We start from the raw sequence: 19,414 nt of genomic DNA on the forward strand, positions 1-19,414 counted from the left end.
CGTTGGTCGTGACCGCGTTACAGGTGCTTCAGATCCTGTTTGAGGCTCGCCACGCAGCGCCGGCTGACCTCCAGCGGGGCCTTGCCATGGCGCAGCACGGCCTGGACCTGGCCTGCGCCATTTCGTCGCAGCTCCACCAGTTCGTGGCGGGCCACCAGGCAGTTGCGGTGGATGCGCACGAAACGGCTGGCAAATTCCTCTTCCAGCGACTTGAGCGACTCCTCGATGAGGTCCTCGCCGCGCGCATGGTGCACCACCACGTACTTTTCCTCGGCCTGCATGTAGTGGATGTCGTCGATCGGGATCAGCCGCAGGCTGCCGCGCAGGCGCGCGCACAACAGCGTGCGTGCCTGCTGGCTGGGCGCGCTGGGCTGCCCGTTGCGGCCGGCCAGGAACGTCCGTGCGCGTTCCAGCGCGGCAACCAGTCGTTCGCTGCGTACCGGCTTCATCAGGTAATCGATGGCCGCCGCTTCGAATGCGGACAGCGCGTGCGCATCGTAGGCGGTGCAGAACACCACCGCCGGGCGCGGATCGAACGTGGCCAGGTGACGGGCGGCCTCCAGGCCGTCCAGCCCGGGCATGGCGATATCCAGCAGCACCAGGTCCGGCTGCAACTCCGCGCAGGCATGCAGCGCCTGCTCGCCATTCTCGGCTTCGGCCACCACCTCGACCCCGGGCTGTTCGGCCAGCAGGCTGCGCAGGCGCTCGCGGGCGAGCGGCTCGTCGTCGGCGATGACAACTCTCAAGCAGGCTTCCTCACTGAACAGGCACGAAGATGTCGCAGGCATAGTAGCCGTCGTTCCATGCCCCCGTCATCCGTGCAGCCGGGCCGAACCGCCAGGCCAGGCGGTGCGCGATGTTGCGCTGCGCATGCCCGGCGCCCTGCATCAGCGGCAGCGCACGCACGTCCGGATCGGGCGCGGGGTTCTGGATGCGGATGTGCAGCTGCGCCCCTTCGAAGGACAGCGCAATGACGATGGTGCCGCCAGCCGGCAGCCGCGAGATGCCATGCAGCACCGCATTTTCCACCAGCGGCTGCAGCACCAGGCGCGGCATCGGCAGGGTCCAGGGCAAGCCGTCTGCGCGTTGCCATTCCACCTGCAGGCGTTCCCCCAGCCGCAGCGACTCGATCGACAGGTAGGCTTCGGCCAGTTCGCACTCGGCCTGCAGGGTGGAATCGCCCTCGCCCGCCCCCAGCGCGGCACGGAACAGATCGGACAGATCCAGCACCGCGCGCTCGGCCACTTCCGGATCACGCCGCACCAGGCTGGCGATGAGATTCATGCTGTTGAACAGGAAATGCGGGCGGATCCGCGCCTGCAGCGCATCGGCCTGCGCGCGTGCGTTGGCCACGGTCTGCGCACTCCAGCGATCGCTGACGTAGAAGTAGCGCAACGCCAGTGCCACGATCAGCGCGGTGACCGTGGCGCAGCCCAGGGTGAACCGCCAGAAGCCGACATCCCCGGCGAAACCGCGCGCATCCAGCACTGCATACAGCGCGTGCACGATGCCCGTGCAGGCAGCAGCGATCAGGGCGGCCATGGCCACTGCCACCGCCGAACCCAACGCTTCCGGGAGCCGCGACAAGGTCGTCCGCGCCGCGCACAGACTCACCGTGACCGCCAATGCCAGCCACAACGCCAGGCCGCTGGCCGACAGGAAATCCGCCACGCTCCATTGCCGGCTGCCGTCGGGCGCCAGCGCCACCACCACCACCACCAGCTCTGCCAGGCCGAGCATCGCGCCCAGCCGCGGCAGGCGGCACAGCTCGGGCAACCACAGCTGCTGGCGCGGGTCGTTCATGGCTCAGGCGGCGGCGAAGCGTGCGTCCAGCCAGTCGCTCAGCGCCTGCAGTTCTTCTGCGCAGACCTGGTGGGCCATGGAATAGGAATGCCACTCCAGCGGGAAGCCGGCTGTCGTGAGCCGCTGGGCGGTGTCGGCAGCGATCACCTGCGGGATCACCGGATCCTGCGCGCCATGGGCCATGAACACCGGCGGCCGCGCGCCATCGGCAATGGCGGCCTTGATGGCCGTTTCCGGATCCGGCAGGTAGGTGGACAGCGCGATCAGACCGGCGATGGGCCGGGGTGAGCGCAATGCAGCGCTGAGGATGATCGCCCCGCCCTGCGAGAAGCCGGCGAGCAGGATGCGCTCGACCGGAATGCCGCGCGCGACCTCCGCATCGATCAGGGCATCCAGCGCGCGTACCGAGGCATCCACACCGGAAGCATCGGCACGCGAGCGGAAGTCCATGCTGACGATGTCATACCAGGCGCGCATGGGCACGCCGTTGTTGATGGTGATCGGCTGCATCGGGGCATGCGGAAACACGAAGCGGATCGCCGGCCAGTGCGGACGCAGCAGCTCGGGCACGATCGGGGCGAAATCATGGCCATCCGCGCCCAGGCCGTGCAGCCAGAGCACGGACCATTGCGGGTTGGCGGCGGTTTCGTTGACTACGGTTTCCAGCGCTTGCGACATCGTGCGGCTCCAGTACGTTCTGGCCGCATTATGGGGCCAGATGTCAGTGGCCGGCGCGTTGGGCAGCAGCACGGCGCAGTTCGGCGGCGCGCTGCAGGATGGTCGGCGGGGTGGTCTCTTCCGGGATTTCCATCAGGCGCAGGCGGTGCAGCAGGTCGCCGGCGCGGCGCCCGGAAGTCAACGCGACCACCGGAATGGCCAGCACCATGCCCACCACCACCGGCGCCATCCAGGCGGCCAGCGCCGGCGACACCGCATAGGCCAGCACGCCCATGAACAGCCCGAACACGCTCAGGCCACCGTAGCCCTTGATCAGCGCCGGCCAGGAAATGCCGCCATCGTCGCGCTGCTGTGCATCCCAGCCCGAATCCTTGCCGGCCAGCACTTCGGCCACGCCGCGCGACTGCACGTACATCACCACCGGCGCCATCAGCGCGGCCAGCACGGTTTCCAGCAGCATCGACACGAATGCGCGGATGCCACCGCCGCAACCGCGGCGTTCGGCCGGGTCGATCAACATCGCGATGTAGCCCAGCACCTTGGGCAACAGCAGCACCGCCATGGTGATGGCGAACATGCGGATCACCTGGGTTTCATCCTGCTGGCGCCAGTACAGGCCCGGCGACATGTGCAGCACTTCGCTGAAATCGATACCGCCCTGGAACAGCGGGATGGCAATGCCGATCAGCATCAGCATCGCCCACATCGGCGCGGTGAAGTAATGGCCGATGCCGATCATCATGTGCATGCGGCTGACCCAGTGCAGGCCGCGCGAACCCACCACCTTGGCGTGCTGCAGGTTGCCCTGGCACCAGCGGCGGTCGCGTACCAGCATGTCGGTCAGGGTCGGCGGACCTTCTTCATAGCTGCCCTTGAGGTAGGGCACCATATGGGTGGCCCAGCCACCGCGACGCATCAACGCCGCTTCGACGAAATCGTGGCTCAGTACGTGGCCACCAAACGGCTGCCGGCCCGGCAACGGCGGCAGGCCGGCGTTCTCGGCAAAGGCCTCGGTACGGATCACCGCGTTATGGCCCCAGTAATTGCTTTCCGCGCCGTGCCACCATGCCACGCCGCGCCCGATCACCGGGCCGTACACGCGCCCGCCAAACTGCTGCATGCGCGCGAACAGGGTACGCCCACCGATCACCGCCGGCAGGGTCTGGATCAGGCCCACGTCCGGGTTGTGCTCCATGCCCGCCACCAGCCGCACGATGGTGTCGCCGGTCATCAGGCTGTCTGCGTCCAGGATCAGCATCTGCGGGTAACCGCCGCCGAAGCGGCGCACCCAGTCGGCGATGTTGCCGGCCTTGCGCCCGCTGTTATCGCCACGGCGCCGGTAGAACAGGCGCTCATGCCCACCGACCGCGTCGCACAGCTCGGCGAACGCCTGCTCTTCGGCCGCACCGATGTCCTCGCGCCGGGTGTCGCTGAGCACGAAGAAGTCGAACTGTTCCAGCTGCCCGGTGCTGGCCACCGATTCGTAGATGGCCTGCAGGCCGGCCAGCAGGCGGCGCGGATCTTCGTTGTAGGTCGGCATCAGCAGCGCGGTGCGGGTATGCACCTGCGGCAGCGGCTGGTCCGGGTCGATGCCCAGCTTGTAGCCACGGTCGAACACGGCGGTGAGGAACCCGGCCAGGGCACCGGCGAAGGACAGCGCGATCCAGGCGAACAACGCCACGAACAGCACCAGCAGGCAGCCTTCCAATACGGTGATGCCATTGGTAGCCAGCACCTTCCACATCATGTGGGTGGCGGCCACGGTCATGGCCGCCGTGCCGCCGAAGATGTAGAAGCGGCGCAGCGCGATCATGCGCGGCGCGGTGCGCTGGCGCGGCGTCAGCAGGCGGCCTTGGGTAAAGGTCTGTTCGGGCATGCCCATCGGGCTTTCGACGGGCAGCACCGGGCGGCCGGCATCGATCACGGCGTTGACGGTCTGCACACTCATGCGCGGCTACCCTGCGTGCGCTTCCCGCCAGTGCTGCCCTGTCCTGCAGCGGCGTGGCCGTGGCCGGCGCCCTGCTGATGTCTGTGACTACCGGAACCCACGAACTCTCCAACGGCACTGAGGCGAAAAATGCGGCCCAGCATAGGGGGCCAAATGTAAGCCGCGCGCGAAGGGGCTTTCGGGGTATTTCCCCCCATTCAGCAAACCCGCGCAAGCCCTCAAGCGGGCTGGTTGCGACAAACGGCCGCAGGCCTTGTGCCGTAAGACTTTCCCTATTCAGGGCGTAGGGTAACCCCTGGCAGAAGGCGCCTCAGGGGAGCCAGGGCAGGAAGGCCGGGGACCGACGCACCCGGCTTGGAACTGCGCAGACCGGCGCTCAACCGGGGGGCATGAACCCGCTTCAGGCCGGGGTGGCGTCCACGGCCACATCGCTCTCCACCGGCAGGCGCGCCAGCGCGCGCGAACCGACATGGGAAAACTGCAGCTGTGCCAGCAGATGCTGCGCCTGGGTGGCAACCGGGCACGGCAGGATGCGCGGGCCGGCTTCAGGACGCTCAGGGGACATCACAACACTCGACATGGTCTGACTCTCGATCGCTTCCAATACACCCGCGCGGCACCCATGCCGCGAGGAATGCGAACCCTATATGAATTTGTGGACGAATGTGTGACGTCGCCTACGCCGGAATGCGTCAGCACTGATGCGCGCCCGAAAACTGGCGCTTTTCAATAGTCAGCGACTATCATGTAACCGTTTTCAACATCATAAAGTGGATATGGATTCCAACATCGCGTCATCCTTCAGCCCCAAGTGGCAGTTCCGGTTCGACTTCTTCAACACCTATGGCGCGCCGAACTCGCCAGCCTTCAAGGCCGCCTACAAGGCGCTGCCGTTCGGGCAGAAGGTCAAGGTCAACTTCAACTTCTTCGCCCTGTTCTTCGGCTGCATCTACCTCTTCATCCTGGGCATGTGGCGCAAGGCCCTGACGATCCTGGGCCTGACCCTGGTGCTCGGCGTGGTGCTGGCATTCCTGCCCGACCCGATCGGACGTGGCATCGCGATTGCGTGGTCGCTGTTCATTGCGCTCACCACCAACTACAACTACTACCTGGAAAAAGTGAAGGGCGACACCAGCTGGAACCCCTTCCAGGGCATGCGCTGGTAAACCCCCGCAGCTCGCCTCACCTGAGAAGCCCGGTCGATTGACCGGGCTTTTTGTTGCTCAGAAGGTTTCCCATTCGGTCTCGACCGCTGCCGCTGCTGCACGCACCGGGGCCCGTTTCTGGCCGACGGACTTGCGCGGTGCCGCAGGCGCTGCGGCCGGCGCAGCCGCGCCGGTGCGGAAGATCGCCACCGCAGTGCCCAGGTGCTGGGCCTGCTCTTCCATCGCCCGCGCCGCGGCGGTGGCTTCTTCCACCAGCGCCGCATTCTGCTGGGTGGTTTCGTCCATCTGGGTGATGGTCTGGTTGACCTGTTCGATGCCGGCGGACTGTTCCTTCGAGGCGGCGGAAATCTCGGCCATGATGTCGTTGACCCGGCGCACGCCGGTAACGATCTCTTCCATGGTGCGCCCGGCGGTCTGCACCAGCGCCGAGCCTTCGGCGACCTGCTGCACCGAATCGTCGATCAACTGCTTGATCTCCTTGGCCGCACCGGCCGAGCGCTGCGCCAGCGCGCGCACTTCGGAGGCCACCACCGCAAAGCCGCGGCCCTGCTCACCGGCGCGCGCCGCTTCCACGGCGGCGTTGAGCGCCAGGATGTTGGTCTGGAAGGCGATCCCATCGATCACCGAGATGATCTCGGCGATGCGCTTGGACGCGGCCTCGATTCCGGCCATGGTGGTCACCACCTGGCCCACCACCTGCCCGCCCTGTTCGGCCACGTTGGCGGCACCGGCGGCCAGCTGGTTGGCCTGCACGGCGTGGTCGGCGTTCTGGCGCACGGTGGAGGTCAGCTCCTCCATCGACGCAGCGGTTTCCTCCAGGCTCGCGGCCTGCTGTTCGGTACGGCGCGACAGATCGCTGTTGCCCGAGGCGATTTCGCCCGCCGCCAGGTTGATGCTGTCGGTCGCCTGCTGGATACGGCCGACGATGTCGGTCAGCTGGGTCACGGTGGTATCGGCATCGTCGCGCATCTGCGCAAACACGCCATGGAACTGGCCGTGCATGCGCGCGGTGAGGTCACCGGCGGCGATCGCGCGCAGCAGCGCGGAGATCTGCTGCAGGTTGTCGTCGCTCACCTGCATCATGGTGTTGAGGTTTTCGACCATGGCGCGGAAGTCATGGTCGAAGCGCACCCCGTCGCCGCGCTGGCTGAAATCGCCGCGCGCGGCGGCACCGGCCAGGTCGCGGATCTGGGTATTGATCGCGCGCAGGTTGGCCTTGGTGGTGTCCATCGCATTGGTGAACACGGCCTGGTCGCCGGGCAGGCGGTCCATGTCCTGCGACAGATCGCCTACCGCGTAGCGCTGCATCACCTCGACCAGGCGACGGGTGACGGCAATGTTGGCGCCTACCAGCTGGTTGGTGTCTTCGACCATGCGTCCGTACGCGCCCGGGAAGGCCTGCGCGTCCATGCGATAGCCCAGCTCGCCGGCTTCATGGCGTTGCGCCATCTCGCCCTGCGCGCTCATCACCGCGCGCAGCTGGCCGCGCATGCGCTGCATGGATTCCAGCAGGCGGCCAACTTCGTCGTCGCGTGGGGGCGGCAGCGGCGTGTCCAGGCGGCCTTCGGCCACGTCCGCCGAAAGCCGCACGGCATCGGCAAGCGGGCGGATCGCCTGGCGGCGCAGCAGCACGTACACGCTGGCGCTGAGCACCAGCGCCGCGCCCAGGCCAACGCCGAGGATGATCCACAGCAGCGAGCGCGCCTGTTCGGTGATCAGCGCATACGGCACGATCACGCCCAGCGCGAACCGCTCTTCGCTGCCACCGATGCGCAGCGGCACATACGCCTTCACGTTGCCTGCGGCATCCGGAGTGAACGCTTCGAAGCGCTGGTCACGCGCCACGGCTGCAAGGACCTGCGCAGTGAAGGCATCGTCGCGGCGCTGGCCGATCTGCTTGGCATCCTGCGCGGCCAGCACGATGCCGCCGGGCGAGATGAGTTCGACGTGGCCCTGCCCCATCGGGCGCAGCGCCGCCAGACGCTCCTGCAGCGCGGCCAGGCCGAAGTCCACGGTGACCGCGCCCAGGAACTGGCCGTTGTCGAGCACCGGGGTCGACAGCGTGGTCATCAGCACCTGCCTGCCGCCGATCTCATAACGGTACGGCTCGCTCACGGCCTGCCGCTTGAGCTCACGCGGGCGCAGGTACCAGTCACCATCGCCGGGGACGTCATAGCCCTTGAGTACATCCTGCACCGGGGCGCCGTCCTGCCAGGCCCAGTAGCTCATGAAGCGGCCGGTGGCATCGTGGGCTTCGGCACCGACGAAGTCGGCGTCCCTGCCATCGAAGGCCTGCGGTTCCCACAGCGTGCCCAGGCCCACCCATTCCGGGTGCGACTGCAGCTGCTGTTGCAGCACCTGCGCGGCGGTCGCGCGCGACAGGGTGGCAGCGCGGTGCTGCACCACCAGGCTGTCGGCCAGTGCCTGGCTGGTAGAAAACGCGGCGGCCAGGTCGGCACCGACCCGGCGCGATTCGGCCTCGGCCTGGCTTTCCATGGTCCGCCGCGAGGATTCGAGCAGCGCCTGGCTGGCTTCGCGGTAACTGAGGGCGGCGGTCACGCCGAAGCAGAGCATGGCGATCAGCGCGGTTCCCAGCATCAGCCGGTTGGCGATGCTGCCGGGGCGCTTGGAAGCGGACGGGCGGGACGTGGACATGGGGGTGTTCCGGGCAGGAGTACAGAACAGCGCGCGCCCGAGGGCACCGCTACTACGTCACGCAGTCCATTGCGGCCCGCCCCGCACGGTGCAACGCACATGCCGGTCGGGTCATACGCTGGTAACGGCCCTGTGCTGGAGATGTTGAGCGCCGGATCCTGACCGGGTTCAGTGAGGCGTACGGCCACCCAGCCGCTCCACCAGCGTCTGGCTGGCGGCATTGAGTCCGATCACCTCGACCTGCGCGCCATGCCCGCGCAGTTTGAGGGTCACCCTGTCCAGTGCGCCAACCGCACTCAGGTCCCAGAAGTGCGCCTGGCTGAGGTCGATCCGCACCCGCGCCGGCACTTCCTGGAAATCAAAGCTCTCGCCGAACTGCCCCGCCGAAGCGAAGAACACCTGCCCGGTGGCCGTGTAGGTGCGGACTCCGTCGGCATCGGTGTGGTCGGTGACGACCAGCAGCCGACCCACCTTGCGCGCGAAGAACAACGCCGACAGCAGCACTCCGGTCAGCACGCCCTTGGCCAGGTCGTGGGTGGCAACGGTCACCACGACGGTGGCCACCATCACCACCGAGGAGCTCATGGGGTGCACGCGGAACTCGGCAAAGGAACGCCAGTGGAAGGTCCCGATGCTGACCATGATCATCACCGCCACCAACGCGGCCATGGGAATCTGCCGCACCCAGTCGTGCCCGTACACCACCAGCAGCAACAGCAGCACGCCTGCCACCAGGCAGGACAACCGGCCACGCCCGCCGGAGGATACATTGATGACCGACTGCCCGATCATCGCGCAGCCGCCCATGCCGCCGAACAGGCCAGCGGTGATGTTGGCCAGGCCCTGGCCGGCGCACTCACGGTTGCGCTGGCTCGGGGTGTCGGTCATGTCCTCGACGATCTGCGCGGTCATCATCGACTCCAGCAGGCCCACCACCGCGAGGGTTGCCGAGACCGGCAGCAGCAGCGCCAGCGTGTCCCACGTCATCGGCACATCGGGGAACAGGAACGTGGGCAGGCTGTCGGGCAGTGCGCCCATGTCGCCCACGGTCCGCACTTCCCAGTGCAGCCCGATCGACAGCGCGGTCAGCACCACGATGGCCACCAGCGGCGACGGCACTGCGCGGGTCAACCGCGGCAGCAGGTAGATGATGGCCAGCCCCGCCGCGCACACCGCCCACACCTGCCACGAGCGCCCGATCAGCTCGGGCATCTGTGCCAGGAAAATCAGGATGGCCAGTGCGTTGACGAAGCCGGTGATCACCGAACGCGACACGAACCGCATCAGCGCGCCCAGCTTCAGTGCGCCGGCGATGATCTGCAGCAGGCCGGCCAGGATCGTCGCGGCCAGCAGATACTGCAGGCCGTGGTCCTTCACCAGGTCCACCATCACCAGCGCCATCGCGCCGGTGGCCGCCGAGATCATGCCCGGCCGGCCGCCGGCGATGGCGGTGACCACGGCGATGCAGAACGACGCATACAGGCCCACCTTGGGGTCCACGCCGGCAATGATCGAGAAGGCAATGGCTTCAGGAATCAGCGCCAAGGCAACCACGGTGCCAGAAAGCAGGTCGCCACGGATATTGCCGAGCCACTGCTGGCGCGGGGGATAGGAGACAGACATGGGGGGCCAGGCGGCAGAACGGCGCGCAGGATACCATCGACCCTCCCTCGAGCAGCAGGAAGGCATCCATGTACGGTCTGATCGGAAAGATGAACATCGCTCCCGGCGAGCGCGACGCGGTCATCGCGATCCTGCTGGAGGGCACCCAGGCCATGCCGGGATGCCGGAGCTACGTGGTGGCCAAGGATCCCGCCAATGCCGACGCGATCTGGATCACTGAAGTCTGGGACAGCGCTGAACTCCACCACGCCTCGCTGGCGCTGCCAGGCGTGCAGCAGGCCATTGCCCGCGCACGCCCGCATATCACCGGATTCGGCGAACGGTTCGAAACCGAACCGGTGGGCGGTTACTGACGGGGGCCGAACATCGCGCCAACGCTGTGCAGCAGCTCGTGCACGCTGAACGGCTTGGGCAGCAGCGACATCCCCTCGCCCAGGAACTCGTTGCGCACGGCGGCGCTTTCCGTATAGCCGGTGATGAACAGCACCGGCAAGCTCGGGCGCAACGCGCGCGCGGCATCCGCCAGGTCGCGACCGTTCATGCCGGGCAGGCCGACGTCCGACAACAACAGATCCACGGCCCGCGCTGAATGCAGCTCCAGCAGCGCCTGCTGCGCGTTGGTGGCTTCCACGACCTGGTAGCCGACCTCGAGCAGCATCTCGCGCACCATCATCCGCACCGAATCGGTGTCGTCCACCAGAAGGATGCGTTCGGCATGGCCGCGCTGCACCTGCACCTGCGCCGTGGACGCAGACGCCATCTCGACCTGTTGCTGCCCCTCGGGCAACAGCAGTTCGATCTCGGCACCTTCCCCCTGCTCGCTGGCAATACGGGCGCTGCCGCCGGACTGGCGCGCGAAGCCGTAGGTCATCGACAGGCCCAGGCCGGTGCCTTCGCCCTGCGGCTTGGTGGTGAAGAACGGTTCGAACACCTTGTTGATCAGGTCCAGTGGAATGCCGGTTCCGTTGTCGATCACCTTGATGGTGATGTAGTTGCCCGGCGACAGCTCGTGGTCACGCTCGATCCTCGCGCGGCCCGCGCGGATGCGGATCAGGCCTTGGCCGGCCAGCGCATCGCGCGCGTTGATGACCAGGTTGAGCATGACGTTCTCGAACTGGTTGGGATCGGCCATGGCCACCAGCGGTTCGGCGCCCAGCTCCAGTTCCAGTTCGATGTTCTCGCCGATCGAGCGCCGCAGCATGTCTTCCAGCGAGCGTACGCGGGCAACCACGTCGAACGTCTGCGGGTCCAGCGGCTGCTTGCGGGCAAAGGCCAGCATGCGCTGGGTCAGTGCCGCGGCGCGGTGCGCCGAGGCGGTGGCGATGTCGACGTAACGGCTTGCCTTGTCCCACTTGCCGCTGCTGGCGGCCATCTCGATCATGTCCAGGCCGGAGATGATGGTGGTCAGCAGGTTGTTGAAATCATGCGCGATACCGCCGGTCAGCTGGCCGAGCGAATCCATCTTCTGGGCCTGCATCAGCTCCATTTCGGTGCGCTCGCGCTCGGCGATCTGGAAGGCCAGCTCGCTGTTGGCGCTCTCCAGCTCCTGGCGCTGCTCCAGTTCGCGCACGTGGCGCTCGGTGATGTCTTCGACCAGCACCAGGCCGAGGCCAGGAGCGCTGTAGGGCGTCACCCGCCACTCGGTCATGCGCCGGCTGCCCTGCACCTGCAAGGCAAAGGTGCCCTGCCAACGCTCACCTTCGGCCAGCGCCACCTTCAACGCGCTCATCGGCGCGAACTGGTGGTCCAGCAAGGCCTCGATCCGGCCCGGTCCCAGGTCCTCTCCAAGCAGGCGCTTGAAGGCATCGTTGGCTTCATGCACCTGCAGCTGCGCATCCAGGACGGTGATCGGTGCATTGATCTGGCGGAAGATCTCGCCGAAACGCGCTTCGGCATCGCGCAATGCGTCTTCGGCGCGGCGCGCACGCAGCAGGCTGCGCAGCGTGGCCAGCAGCACGTCCGGATCCACCGGGTGCACCAGGTAGGCATCGGCACCGGCGTTGAGGCCGGTGATGAGGTCCCCGGTGGCGATCGAGGCGGCCGAGACATGCACAACCGGCAACAGCTGCATGCGCGGATCTTCGCGCAGCTGGCGAACCACATCGAAACCGCTCATGTCGGGCAGGTTGACGTCCAGCACCAGCGCACCGAAATCCTGCGTGTTGAGCTGGACCAGGCCGTCGGTGCCGGTGCCGGCTTCTTCCACGCGGAACCCGTGGTGTTCCAGCACCCGGCGCACCGAATAGCGGGTGGCCGCGTTGTCGTCGACGATCAGGATCCGGTCACGCGTCGGCATCAGCGGTCTCCTCGGCAGCCAGCTTCAGCGGCAGCTTCACATGGAACTCCGAACCGACGCCCAGTTCGCTGGTCACCCCCACCTCGCCGCCCAGCAGCTCGGCAAAGCGCTTGCACAGCGACAAGCCCAGGCCGGTGCCGCGCAGACGCTTCTGCAGCGGCGTGTCCACCTGCACGAAATCCTCGAACAGGGTAGGCAGCAGGTCCTGCGGAATGCCGATGCCGGTGTCGCGCACGCTGAAGCACACCGAATGCGCGTCGACCAGCTTGGCCGACACCACCACCTGGCCGTTGGGCGTGAACTTGAGCGCGTTGGAAATGAAGTTGCGCAGGATCTGCGCCAGCTTCTTGTCATCGGTGTACAGCAGGGGCAATGCCGGCGGATCTTCGAACACCAGGTCCACCCGGTTTTCTTCGATGAGGGGCCGGAACATGCCGCGCAGCGCCGCGAACAGGTCCATCAGGTCGAACCAGGCCGGCGAAATGGTGATCCGGCCCGCTTCGATCTTGGCCAGGTCCAGCAGGTCGTCGACCATTTCGCGCAGCTCGGCCGCCGAGCCGCTGATGAAGCGCACCTGCCGGCGCTGCTCCTCGGTCAGCGGGCCATCCATGCCGTCTTCCAGCAGCCGGGTCATGCTCAGTATCGAGCCCAGCGGCGTGCGGAATTCATGGCTCATGTAAGACAGGAACCGGCTCTTGAGCTCGGAGACCTCGCGCAGCTGCTCGGCCTGCTGGTCCAGTTCGGCGTACAGGGCCAGCACGCCCTGGTTGGTTTCCTCAAGCTCCGCGCGCAGGGCATCGGCCTGCGTGCGCAGCTGGACGATTTCCTGTTCGGGGGGAAGCGCGTTCAATGCAGGTCTCCGAGCCGCAGGGCGATGATGCCGGTGTCGTCGCGGCCACGATCGAAATCGCGCTGCAGCACCGCCACTATAAGCGCCGGGTGGCGATGGAACAGGCCGGGGTAGTCGCGCAGGCTCCAACGCGCCTGCAATCCATCACTGTGCATGAGCAGCAGCGTGCCTTCCGGCGCGTGAAAATGGAATGGTTGCGCCTTGCGGAACTGCACCCCGACGATGCCCGGGTGCGAGGCCATGCCACGGGTCGTGGTCGCCTCGTGCAGGCCCGCCGAAATGTTGCCGATGCCGGCAAACTGGACCGCGCCGCCGGCAACGTCCACGCTGGCAACCGCCGCGGCCCCGCCCCGGGTACCGGACATGCCGGCATGCATCGCCGCGACCAGGTCCGCCGGTGCAACCGCCCCGCGCGCGGCTGCGACCGCCACGCCGGCCTGGGCGGCATCGGCCGCCGGCAGCCCGTGCCCGAGGCCATCGATCAGCGTCACGGCCACCGACTGGGCATCGGCACGCAGGTGCCAGGCGTCGCCGCAGGCCACCTCATGGCGCATGGCCAGGCGCAGCGCACCGTAGGGTACGTCCACGTCGCGGGCAACGCGGCTGGCGTAGACGCGCGCCACCACCACGCAGCCCTTGTCGTCGGACCAGGCATCGAGCACGGTGGCCTGGCGCCGTATTGCGCCGAGGCCCAAACCCTGCGTACCGCCGGTCGAATAGCCGTCAGGCAGGGACTGCGCCAGCGAGAAGCCCGGCCCGGCATCGAGGGTGCACAGTTCGATGCCCTCACCGCCGCGACCGCACACCACTGACAGGTACATGCGCCCGCCGCGTCCGTGCTTGATCACATTGGTGGCCAGCTCGGTGGCGGCCAGGGCCACCCGGCCAGCATCCATTTCATCGAAGCCGATGCCATCGGCCATGGCCAGCGCTTCGCGCCGGGCCTGCCCTACCTGCGAGACCTCTTCCACCACCACGACCCGGGTAACGCGGCCAGAGAAATTCAGATCCATTTGGTGATGGCAACCCGGGTGCCCTTGCCGGGTTCGCTCTCCAGTTCGAACTGGTCCACCAGCCGGCGCGAGCCGGACAGGCCCAGCCCCATGCCGCTGCCCGAGGTCCAGCCATCGGTCAGGGCCTGGGCGATATCGGGAATGCCGGGACCATTGTCGGAGAACACCAGGCGCAGCCCGCGGCGGATGCCGCTGTCCACCACCTCCCATTCCATGCTGCCACCGCCGCCATAGATCACCGCGTTGCGGGCCAGTTCGCTGGCGGCAGTGACCAGTTTGGTCTGGTCGATGAGCCGCATCCTGCATGCCACGGCCGCCTGCCGGGCAGCCTGGCGTGCCAGCACCACGTCCTGCTCGACGCGGATCGGCAAGGATCCACTGACGGCGGTCATGGCGACTCTTCGTCGGGTTGCTGCAACAGGTCCATGCGCAGCAGTTCCATGCCACGTTCGACATTCAGCGCGGTGCGCACCCCGGTCAGGGTCAGGCCCAGCTCAACCAGCGTGATCGCCACGGCCGGCTGCATGCCCACCACCACCGTGGTGGCATCCATGATCCGGGCCAGTGACGAAATGGTGGAAATCATCCGGCCAATGAAGGAATCGACGATGTCCAACGCGGAAATGTCGATCAACACGCCGCGCGCAGAGGTCTTTTGAATACGTTCGGTCAGGTCGTCCTGCAGGGTCAGCGCAAGCTGGTCATGCATGTCCACCTGGATGGTCACCAGCAGCAGATCGCCCATCTGCAGGATCGGGATGCGGTCCATTTCAGCGCGCCGCCTTGGTCACCGTCTGGCCGGTGCGCTTGAGCGCCAGTGCCAATGCGTCGGCCAGGTTGGCCTTGGTGACGATGCCCTGCAGGTCCAGGCCCAGGTGCACGATGGTCTGTGCGATCTGGGGGCGCACGCCACTGATGATGGCGTCGGCGCCCATCAGGCGGATGGCGGTAACGGTCTTGAGCAGGTGCTGGGCGACCAGCGTGTCCACGGTGGGCACGCCGGTGATGTCGATGATGGCGATTTCCGAACCGGTGTCGACGATCCGCTGCAGCAGCGATTCCATCACCACCTGGGTGCGCTGCGAATCGAGCGTGCCGATCATCGGCAGGGCCAGCACGCCCTCCCACAGCTTCACCACCGGGGTGGACAGTTCCAGCATTTCTTCCTGCTGGCGCTGGATCACATCCTCGCGGGTCTTCTGGTAGACCTTGACGCTGTGCAGGCCAAGCCCGTCGATGAGTTCGGAAATCGCCCACAGCTGATCGCCGACCGCCTTGGGGTCGTCGGCGAAGTTCTGCTGGACCAGCTCGAACAGCGGGCGCTTGAGCGAGAACAGGAAGCTGGCGGTTTCCGAGGAGCTGAAGCCCTTGAGCACGCGGTCACGCGAGAGCTGTTCGAGGAACTGGCGGGTGTCCTGCCATTCGCTGCCGGCCACGCCGGTGCCGTTGGTGGACACTGCTGCCTGGAACAGGCGCCAGAATTCGCGTACCTGGGCATCCAGCTCACGCGTGCTCAACCGGCCATCCTGGCCCTGGCCGGAGCCGGCCAACTGGTCGCCCCACTGCGCCACCACGGTGTCCTGGTGGGTACGAAGAAGGTCGATCGTGCGCTGCTGCAAAGCCGCCATGGGGAGATTCCTAGGTAGGAAGGTGTGAAAGCCCCGGCACGCAACGCGCCGGGGCTTGGAATTTTCCTGAGCTTAAATGAATTCAGCTACACGGACCATTACGACAACGGATGACGCGTGAAGGCCGTGTGCACAACACTGACTGATTCAGAATAGACGGCCGCGGGCCCTCATTTCCTGCCGGTGGCGGGAGCGTTCTGCGCCTTGCGCCTGCGCATGGCGAGCACCTGGCCGACCACCGCCGTGACCAGGATCAGGCTGTTGGTGACCACGAAGACCGTGGAGCCCAGCAGCGCGCTGTACACGATGAACAACACCGAGGCGGTTATCTGGCCGACGAACAGCCAAGTGGAAACGCCCTCCACCGACCCGGCCTGGTGCTGCTTGTAGATCTGCCGCACCAGCGTGGCGATCAGCACGGCCGTGGCGGCCCAGCCCAGCAGGTCGGCGGGCTGCTCCATCAATCCGCTACCACGTGGACCGGCAGCAGTGAGGGCCCAGCACCCATGACCTCGCGCTCCAGTGCGCGCAGGAATCCACTGAAACCGTGCGGGGCACGTGCGGTTCGCCGCGCGCTGGTCGCCACGGCAGGCCGGGCCAGCCAGGCGATGCGGGCACCGTTGCCGGCCAGTGCTTCGACCAGTGCAACATCTTCCCCCGTGCGCAGGGCCGGAAAGCCACCCACCGCCAGATAGGCGGCCGCGCTCATGCCAAGGTTGGCCCCATGGATGTGCCGGTGCCCATCCTGCACGATTTCCCGCTCGGAAAAGGCGTTGCGCACCCGCTCGGGGTAATCGAGCCAGTCCTCCACCTCTACCACGCCACAGAAGGCATCGGCGCCGCACAGGCTTTGCCGCCACAGCCAGTCCTGCGGTACGGCGGTGTCGGCGTCGGTGCTGGCGATCCAGCGCGCGCCATGCGCCAACACGTGGCTGGCCGCCGCTGCCCGCGCGGTGCCCACGCACTGGGCGTCCACGGCCACGGTGATTGCCCCATGTCCGGCGCACACCGCCTCCGTGGCATCGCTGCATGCGTCGAGCGCGACCACCACCAGCACCGGCTCGCGGCCCAGACCGGGATGCGCGGCCGCCACGGCGATGGAGGCCAGGCAGCGACCAATGGCGTGCGCTTCGTTGTGTGCGGGCACGATCACGCCGATCATCGCAGGCCTTCCCAGCGGGCAACGCTGGTCGGTTCCCGACTCCACGCCTGCATCAGCAGGTCAGCGTCCTGGTAGCAGAAGGCCTCGTCCAGGCCACGACCGAACGCGCGGTGCACCTGCTGGGCCGAGCTCAGTGCTTCCTCGAACGGGTGCACCCAGTGGCACGCCAGCAGCAGGCCGTCATCAGCAAGGCTGCCACGCAGCTTTGCCGCCATCGCCACCACATCCTGCGGTGCCAGGTAGTAACCGACCTCGCTGACCACGATCAGGTCGAAGCGCTCCGCGGGCCATTGTTCGGGATGACGGGCCTGTTCAAGCCGCACGTTTCCAAGGTGCCCGGTCGAGCGTGCCGCGTCTGCCAGCGCGGCCTCGCTGAGGTCGGTCGCCAGCAGCGCGTCGCAGCGTGTTGCCAGCTCTGCGCTCAGCACGCCATTGGAACACCCCAGCTCCCACGCATTGCCGTAGCGCGGCCGGGGCAGGCAGGCCAGCGTCAGCGCGCGCTTGCGCGCCTCGTACCAGCGGTTGCGGTACTGGAACGGGTCGGGCTGCTGGTAGATCTGTTCGAAATAGGCACGGGTGTTCATCCAATCAGCACCTCGAAGGAACGCCGGAAGCGGGCGAGTACGTGTTCGGGAAGGATCGGCTCGCAGCCCAGCGCCTCGCCCTCCCCGGTCTGCGTCGCAAAGACCGCCATGGCTTGGCGCTTGCGGGCCTGCGCGTCCGGGCACAGCGCAATGCGCTGCGCGGTCGTCCACGGACCGGTGGACGCCAGCGCATCCAGCCAGTGCCAGGCCCAGACCGGATACTGCAGGCTACGGGCACCGCAGAGGGCCGCCGCCGCAAGCGCCGCACGCCCCACCGCTTCATGGTCCGGGTGGGCGTCGTGGATCCAGGGTGCCAACACGACGTCGCCTGGTGACACGCAGGTGCGGAGATGCGCGACCAGGTCGGCTTCGTGCCGCGCCACCGCACCATCCGGCAGGCCAAGCGAGGTCACATGGGTGGCGTCCATGCCCAATGCCTGCATCGCCGCCGCCAACTCGCGTCGGCGCGCGTCACGCAGGCATGCCGGTGTCCAGCGCGGGTGGTCGGGGTAGCAGGCTTCGCCGTCCGTCACCGACACCACCTGCACTCCGCACCCCTGTGCGGCCGCCGCCTGCATCAGGCCACCACAGCCCAGCACCTCATCGTCGGGATGGGGCGACACCACGATGAGCCGTCGCGCGCCGAGCAGTACGGTGTCAGCTTCCACCAATGGCAATGCGTCCAACCATGCACAGCGTTCCCACGCCGACTCCGGCGTGCCCCGCCCTTCGATGCGAACCGCTACAGCGTCCACGGCTGCTCCTGGCGCTGGATGGCCCGGCCCAGTTCGGCCCAGTCGCGGTCGGCATGGCTTTGCCGGATGAACACCGTGAGATCGGCCCAGCGCCGCGCATGCTCCGGATCCAGGCACATCGGCGCCGGTCCCAGTGCGCGGCCTACGGCATCAAGCACCTGCATGGAGCCGCGCTCAACCACGCTGCGCACCCGGATCACATCGGACTGATGGGGCTGCGCGGGCATCGCATCGATCCAGGCGGCCAGCTCGCGCAGCAATGCTGCTGATGACTGCAATGCCATGTCGACCTGGCCCAGCAATGCGGCCGCCTGGGCGTCGCCTTCCACCCGGGGCGAGCGCTGCAGCGGTGACGCCAGCGCGACCGCAGCGCCGTACCAGCATGCCGCAATGCCTGCACCGCCGTGCCAGAAACCGGGCCGGGCCAGATAGGCGCCGCTGGGACCCACCACCTCGGCGCGCACGCGGTCGAACTGCACGGTGCCGCTGGGTATGCCGGCCATGCCCGTGGCATGCCAGCTCTGCGGCTGCAGCAGGATGCCGGGCGCATCGGTGCGCAGGCAGACCAGCCGCGAGCCCTCGCCACAGCGCGCGGTAACCAGCGCCACATCGACCAGCCCGGCACCGGAGCACCAGGGTTTGGCGCCACTGACCGTGCCCGTCTCTTCGTCATAACGCAAGGTGGCGTGTGGGCCTTCCGCTGCCCACACCGCCGCCAGCCGGCCCTCGGCGAGCGATGGGGCATGCAGGTCGGCCAGGATGGCCTGCGCGTCGTAGTGCGCCTCCATCACCTTGGCCACGCACAGGTCGCGCCCGGCTATAGCGGCCAGCGCCCGCCATCGTTCCAGGGTGTGACCCCGACCGGGGAGCGGCAATGATGGTTGGCGCGCAAGCACCTCGCGCGCGGCCGCCTCAAGTGCCGGTGCGGCATGTTCGGAAATCTGGTCCATGCCCAAGGGATACCTCGCCCCCTGTGGCTGGGTGGTGAGCCCGGCGTGTGGATGCCGTGCACCCGACGCGGACGCCGCGCTCACCTGCACGGCTTCAAGCTTGCGCGTACACCCCCCGCCTATCGGAGCACGGCTCATGAACGCGTCATCTTCCAACCCGCTGGAAGGCAAGGACGACCAGCAGAAGGCGCACACGCCGGACAAGCTGCGCAACGACGATGCCCGGTGGAAGGACAAGGACATGCCCGAGCAGGAGCACACGGCCACCCCCGACGACTACGAACGCCCGCCCAAGCCGTAGCC

Annotated in this window: 21 protein-coding genes; 3 read left to right on the forward strand and 18 right to left on the reverse strand. The window is 67.5% G+C overall.

All coding sequences use genetic code 11. The features are described 5' to 3' along the window. Nucleotides 1–17 precede the first annotated feature (17 nt). From V9K91_RS02365 to V9K91_RS02385, 5 genes are all read right to left on the reverse strand, one after another. Nucleotides 18–746 (reverse strand): LytTR family DNA-binding domain-containing protein, encoded by a 729-nt coding sequence (locus tag V9K91_RS02365; protein WP_068854116.1) that lies wholly within the window; start codon nt 744–746, stop codon nt 18–20. A 10-nt stretch (nt 747–756) separates the two neighbouring features. Beyond that, on the reverse strand, nt 757–1,803 hold the full coding sequence (locus tag V9K91_RS02370; RefSeq protein WP_095363010.1) for a histidine kinase: 1,047 nt from the start codon (nt 1,801–1,803) through the stop codon (nt 757–759). Nucleotides 1,804–1,806: 3 nt separating this feature from the next. Next, nucleotides 1,807–2,481: an alpha/beta fold hydrolase gene (locus V9K91_RS02375; protein ID WP_095363011.1), complete on the reverse strand. Its 675-nt coding sequence runs from the start codon at nt 2,479–2,481 to the stop codon at nt 1,807–1,809. 43 nt (nt 2,482–2,524) lie between these two features. Continuing rightward, nucleotides 2,525–4,429 carry a glucans biosynthesis glucosyltransferase MdoH gene (mdoH, locus tag V9K91_RS02380; RefSeq protein WP_249833164.1) on the reverse strand — a complete coding sequence of 635 codons (1,905 nt, stop codon included), beginning with the start codon at nt 4,427–4,429 and terminating at the stop codon, nt 2,525–2,527. A 400-nt stretch (nt 4,430–4,829) separates the two neighbouring features. Continuing rightward, complete coding sequence (locus tag V9K91_RS02385) at nt 4,830–4,994, reverse strand: hypothetical protein (RefSeq protein WP_157771772.1); 165 nt, start codon at nt 4,992–4,994, stop codon at nt 4,830–4,832. Between the two features lie 211 nt (nt 4,995–5,205). Between V9K91_RS02385 and V9K91_RS02390 the strand changes: the two genes are divergently transcribed. Continuing rightward, on the forward strand, nt 5,206–5,595 hold the full coding sequence (locus tag V9K91_RS02390) for a DUF2628 domain-containing protein (protein ID WP_184125747.1): 390 nt from the start codon (nt 5,206–5,208) through the stop codon (nt 5,593–5,595). Nucleotides 5,596–5,652: 57 nt separating this feature from the next. On the opposite strand, the gene V9K91_RS02395 is transcribed toward V9K91_RS02390, so the two are convergent. Both V9K91_RS02395 and V9K91_RS02400 read right to left on the reverse strand, forming a co-directional pair. Further along, nucleotides 5,653–8,250 (reverse strand): methyl-accepting chemotaxis protein, encoded by a 2,598-nt coding sequence (locus tag V9K91_RS02395; RefSeq protein WP_095363014.1) that lies wholly within the window; start codon nt 8,248–8,250, stop codon nt 5,653–5,655. Between the two features lie 168 nt (nt 8,251–8,418). Beyond that, nucleotides 8,419–9,873: a SulP family inorganic anion transporter gene (locus tag V9K91_RS02400; protein ID WP_095363015.1), complete on the reverse strand. Its 1,455-nt coding sequence runs from the start codon at nt 9,871–9,873 to the stop codon at nt 8,419–8,421. A 68-nt stretch (nt 9,874–9,941) separates the two neighbouring features. On the opposite strand from V9K91_RS02400, the gene V9K91_RS02405 reads away from it, so the two are divergent. Continuing rightward, the gene (locus V9K91_RS02405) at nt 9,942–10,226 is read left to right on the forward strand and encodes a putative quinol monooxygenase (protein WP_068854122.1); all 285 of its coding nucleotides are present in this window, start codon (nt 9,942–9,944) and stop codon (nt 10,224–10,226) included. On the opposite strand, the gene V9K91_RS02410 is transcribed toward V9K91_RS02405, so the two are convergent. The 11 genes from V9K91_RS02410 to V9K91_RS02460 all read right to left on the reverse strand — a co-directional run bounded on the left by V9K91_RS02410 (nt 10,220) and on the right by V9K91_RS02460 (nt 19,111). Beyond that, nucleotides 10,220–12,169, reverse strand: coding sequence for a response regulator (locus tag V9K91_RS02410; protein ID WP_336442619.1), 1,950 nt, complete (start codon nt 12,167–12,169; stop codon nt 10,220–10,222). The genes V9K91_RS02405 and V9K91_RS02410 overlap by 7 nt on opposite strands. Continuing rightward, nucleotides 12,156–13,019 (reverse strand): ATP-binding protein, encoded by an 864-nt coding sequence (locus V9K91_RS02415; RefSeq protein WP_068854124.1) that lies wholly within the window; start codon nt 13,017–13,019, stop codon nt 12,156–12,158. Before V9K91_RS02415 ends, V9K91_RS02410 begins: the two co-directional genes overlap by 14 nt. After that, the gene (locus tag V9K91_RS02420) at nt 13,016–14,032 is read right to left on the reverse strand and encodes an ATP-binding protein (protein ID WP_068854125.1); all 1,017 of its coding nucleotides are present in this window, start codon (nt 14,030–14,032) and stop codon (nt 13,016–13,018) included. Before V9K91_RS02420 ends, V9K91_RS02415 begins: the two co-directional genes overlap by 4 nt. Then, the gene (locus tag V9K91_RS02425) at nt 14,023–14,424 is read right to left on the reverse strand and encodes an ATP-binding protein (RefSeq protein ID WP_093534678.1); all 402 of its coding nucleotides are present in this window, start codon (nt 14,422–14,424) and stop codon (nt 14,023–14,025) included. The genes V9K91_RS02420 and V9K91_RS02425 overlap by 10 nt, the downstream gene beginning before the upstream one ends. Beyond that, nucleotides 14,421–14,801 carry an STAS domain-containing protein gene (locus V9K91_RS02430; protein ID WP_068854127.1) on the reverse strand — a complete coding sequence of 127 codons (381 nt, stop codon included), beginning with the start codon at nt 14,799–14,801 and terminating at the stop codon, nt 14,421–14,423. The genes V9K91_RS02425 and V9K91_RS02430 overlap by 4 nt, the downstream gene beginning before the upstream one ends. A gap of 1 nt (nt 14,802) precedes the next feature. Beyond that, nucleotides 14,803–15,660, reverse strand: a complete 858-nt coding sequence (locus tag V9K91_RS02435) for an STAS domain-containing protein (RefSeq protein ID WP_249833167.1) — start codon at nt 15,658–15,660, stop codon at nt 14,803–14,805. A gap of 170 nt (nt 15,661–15,830) precedes the next feature. After that, nucleotides 15,831–16,121: a PQ-loop repeat-containing protein gene (locus tag V9K91_RS02440; RefSeq protein ID WP_093534684.1), complete on the reverse strand. Its 291-nt coding sequence runs from the start codon at nt 16,119–16,121 to the stop codon at nt 15,831–15,833. Then, nucleotides 16,121–16,822, reverse strand: coding sequence for a glycosyltransferase (locus tag V9K91_RS02445; protein ID WP_336442620.1), 702 nt, complete (start codon nt 16,820–16,822; stop codon nt 16,121–16,123). Before V9K91_RS02445 ends, V9K91_RS02440 begins: the two co-directional genes overlap by 1 nt. After that, entirely contained in the window at nt 16,819–17,406 is a 588-nt protein-coding gene (locus V9K91_RS02450) for a class I SAM-dependent methyltransferase (RefSeq protein ID WP_068854131.1), read from the reverse strand. The genes V9K91_RS02445 and V9K91_RS02450 overlap by 4 nt, the downstream gene beginning before the upstream one ends. Then, nucleotides 17,403–18,161 (reverse strand): PIG-L family deacetylase, encoded by a 759-nt coding sequence (locus V9K91_RS02455; RefSeq protein WP_068854132.1) that lies wholly within the window; start codon nt 18,159–18,161, stop codon nt 17,403–17,405. Before V9K91_RS02455 ends, V9K91_RS02450 begins: the two co-directional genes overlap by 4 nt. Beyond that, a complete protein-coding gene (locus tag V9K91_RS02460) occupies nt 18,149–19,111 on the reverse strand; it encodes an acyl-CoA dehydrogenase (protein ID WP_095363022.1) in 963 nt (320 codons plus the stop codon). Before V9K91_RS02460 ends, V9K91_RS02455 begins: the two co-directional genes overlap by 13 nt. A gap of 136 nt (nt 19,112–19,247) precedes the next feature. Between V9K91_RS02460 and V9K91_RS02465 the strand changes: the two genes are divergently transcribed. Continuing rightward, complete coding sequence (locus V9K91_RS02465) at nt 19,248–19,412, forward strand: hypothetical protein (RefSeq protein WP_176472594.1); 165 nt, start codon at nt 19,248–19,250, stop codon at nt 19,410–19,412. Nucleotides 19,413–19,414: the final 2 nt, after the last annotated feature.

Source organism: Stenotrophomonas sp. CCNWLW57, assembly GCF_037203925.1.
GTDB classification, from domain to species: Bacteria; Pseudomonadota; Gammaproteobacteria; order Xanthomonadales; family Xanthomonadaceae; genus Stenotrophomonas; species Stenotrophomonas rhizophila_A.

Coding starts and splice junctions, on each gene's coding strand:
- V9K91_RS02400 (WP_095363015.1), bottom strand. CDS start 9,873: ATGTCTGTCTCCTATCCCCCGCGCCAGCAGTGGCTCGGCAATATCCGT.
- V9K91_RS02395 (WP_095363014.1), bottom strand. CDS start 8,250: ATGTCCACGTCCCGCCCGTCCGCTTCCAAGCGCCCCGGCAGCATCGCC.
- V9K91_RS02420 (WP_068854125.1), bottom strand. CDS start 14,032: ATGGATCTGAATTTCTCTGGCCGCGTTACCCGGGTCGTGGTGGTGGAA.
- V9K91_RS02465 (WP_176472594.1), top strand. CDS start 19,248: ATGAACGCGTCATCTTCCAACCCGCTGGAAGGCAAGGACGACCAGCAG.
- V9K91_RS02450 (WP_068854131.1), bottom strand. CDS start 17,406: ATGAACACCCGTGCCTATTTCGAACAGATCTACCAGCAGCCCGACCCG.
- V9K91_RS02410 (WP_336442619.1), bottom strand. CDS start 12,169: ATGCCGACGCGTGACCGGATCCTGATCGTCGACGACAACGCGGCCACC.
- V9K91_RS02405 (WP_068854122.1), top strand. CDS start 9,942: ATGTACGGTCTGATCGGAAAGATGAACATCGCTCCCGGCGAGCGCGAC.
- V9K91_RS02370 (WP_095363010.1), bottom strand. CDS start 1,803: ATGAACGACCCGCGCCAGCAGCTGTGGTTGCCCGAGCTGTGCCGCCTG.
- V9K91_RS02425 (WP_093534678.1), bottom strand. CDS start 14,424: ATGACCGCCGTCAGTGGATCCTTGCCGATCCGCGTCGAGCAGGACGTG.
- V9K91_RS02460 (WP_095363022.1), bottom strand. CDS start 19,111: ATGGACCAGATTTCCGAACATGCCGCACCGGCACTTGAGGCGGCCGCG.
- V9K91_RS02435 (WP_249833167.1), bottom strand. CDS start 15,660: ATGGCGGCTTTGCAGCAGCGCACGATCGACCTTCTTCGTACCCACCAG.
- V9K91_RS02445 (WP_336442620.1), bottom strand. CDS start 16,822: ATGATCGGCGTGATCGTGCCCGCACACAACGAAGCGCACGCCATTGGT.
- V9K91_RS02375 (WP_095363011.1), bottom strand. CDS start 2,481: ATGTCGCAAGCGCTGGAAACCGTAGTCAACGAAACCGCCGCCAACCCG.
- V9K91_RS02440 (WP_093534684.1), bottom strand. CDS start 16,121: ATGGAGCAGCCCGCCGACCTGCTGGGCTGGGCCGCCACGGCCGTGCTG.
- V9K91_RS02430 (WP_068854127.1), bottom strand. CDS start 14,801: ATGGACCGCATCCCGATCCTGCAGATGGGCGATCTGCTGCTGGTGACC.
- V9K91_RS02385 (WP_157771772.1), bottom strand. CDS start 4,994: ATGTCCCCTGAGCGTCCTGAAGCCGGCCCGCGCATCCTGCCGTGCCCG.
- V9K91_RS02390 (WP_184125747.1), top strand. CDS start 5,206: ATGGATTCCAACATCGCGTCATCCTTCAGCCCCAAGTGGCAGTTCCGG.
- mdoH (WP_249833164.1), bottom strand. CDS start 4,429: ATGAGTGTGCAGACCGTCAACGCCGTGATCGATGCCGGCCGCCCGGTG.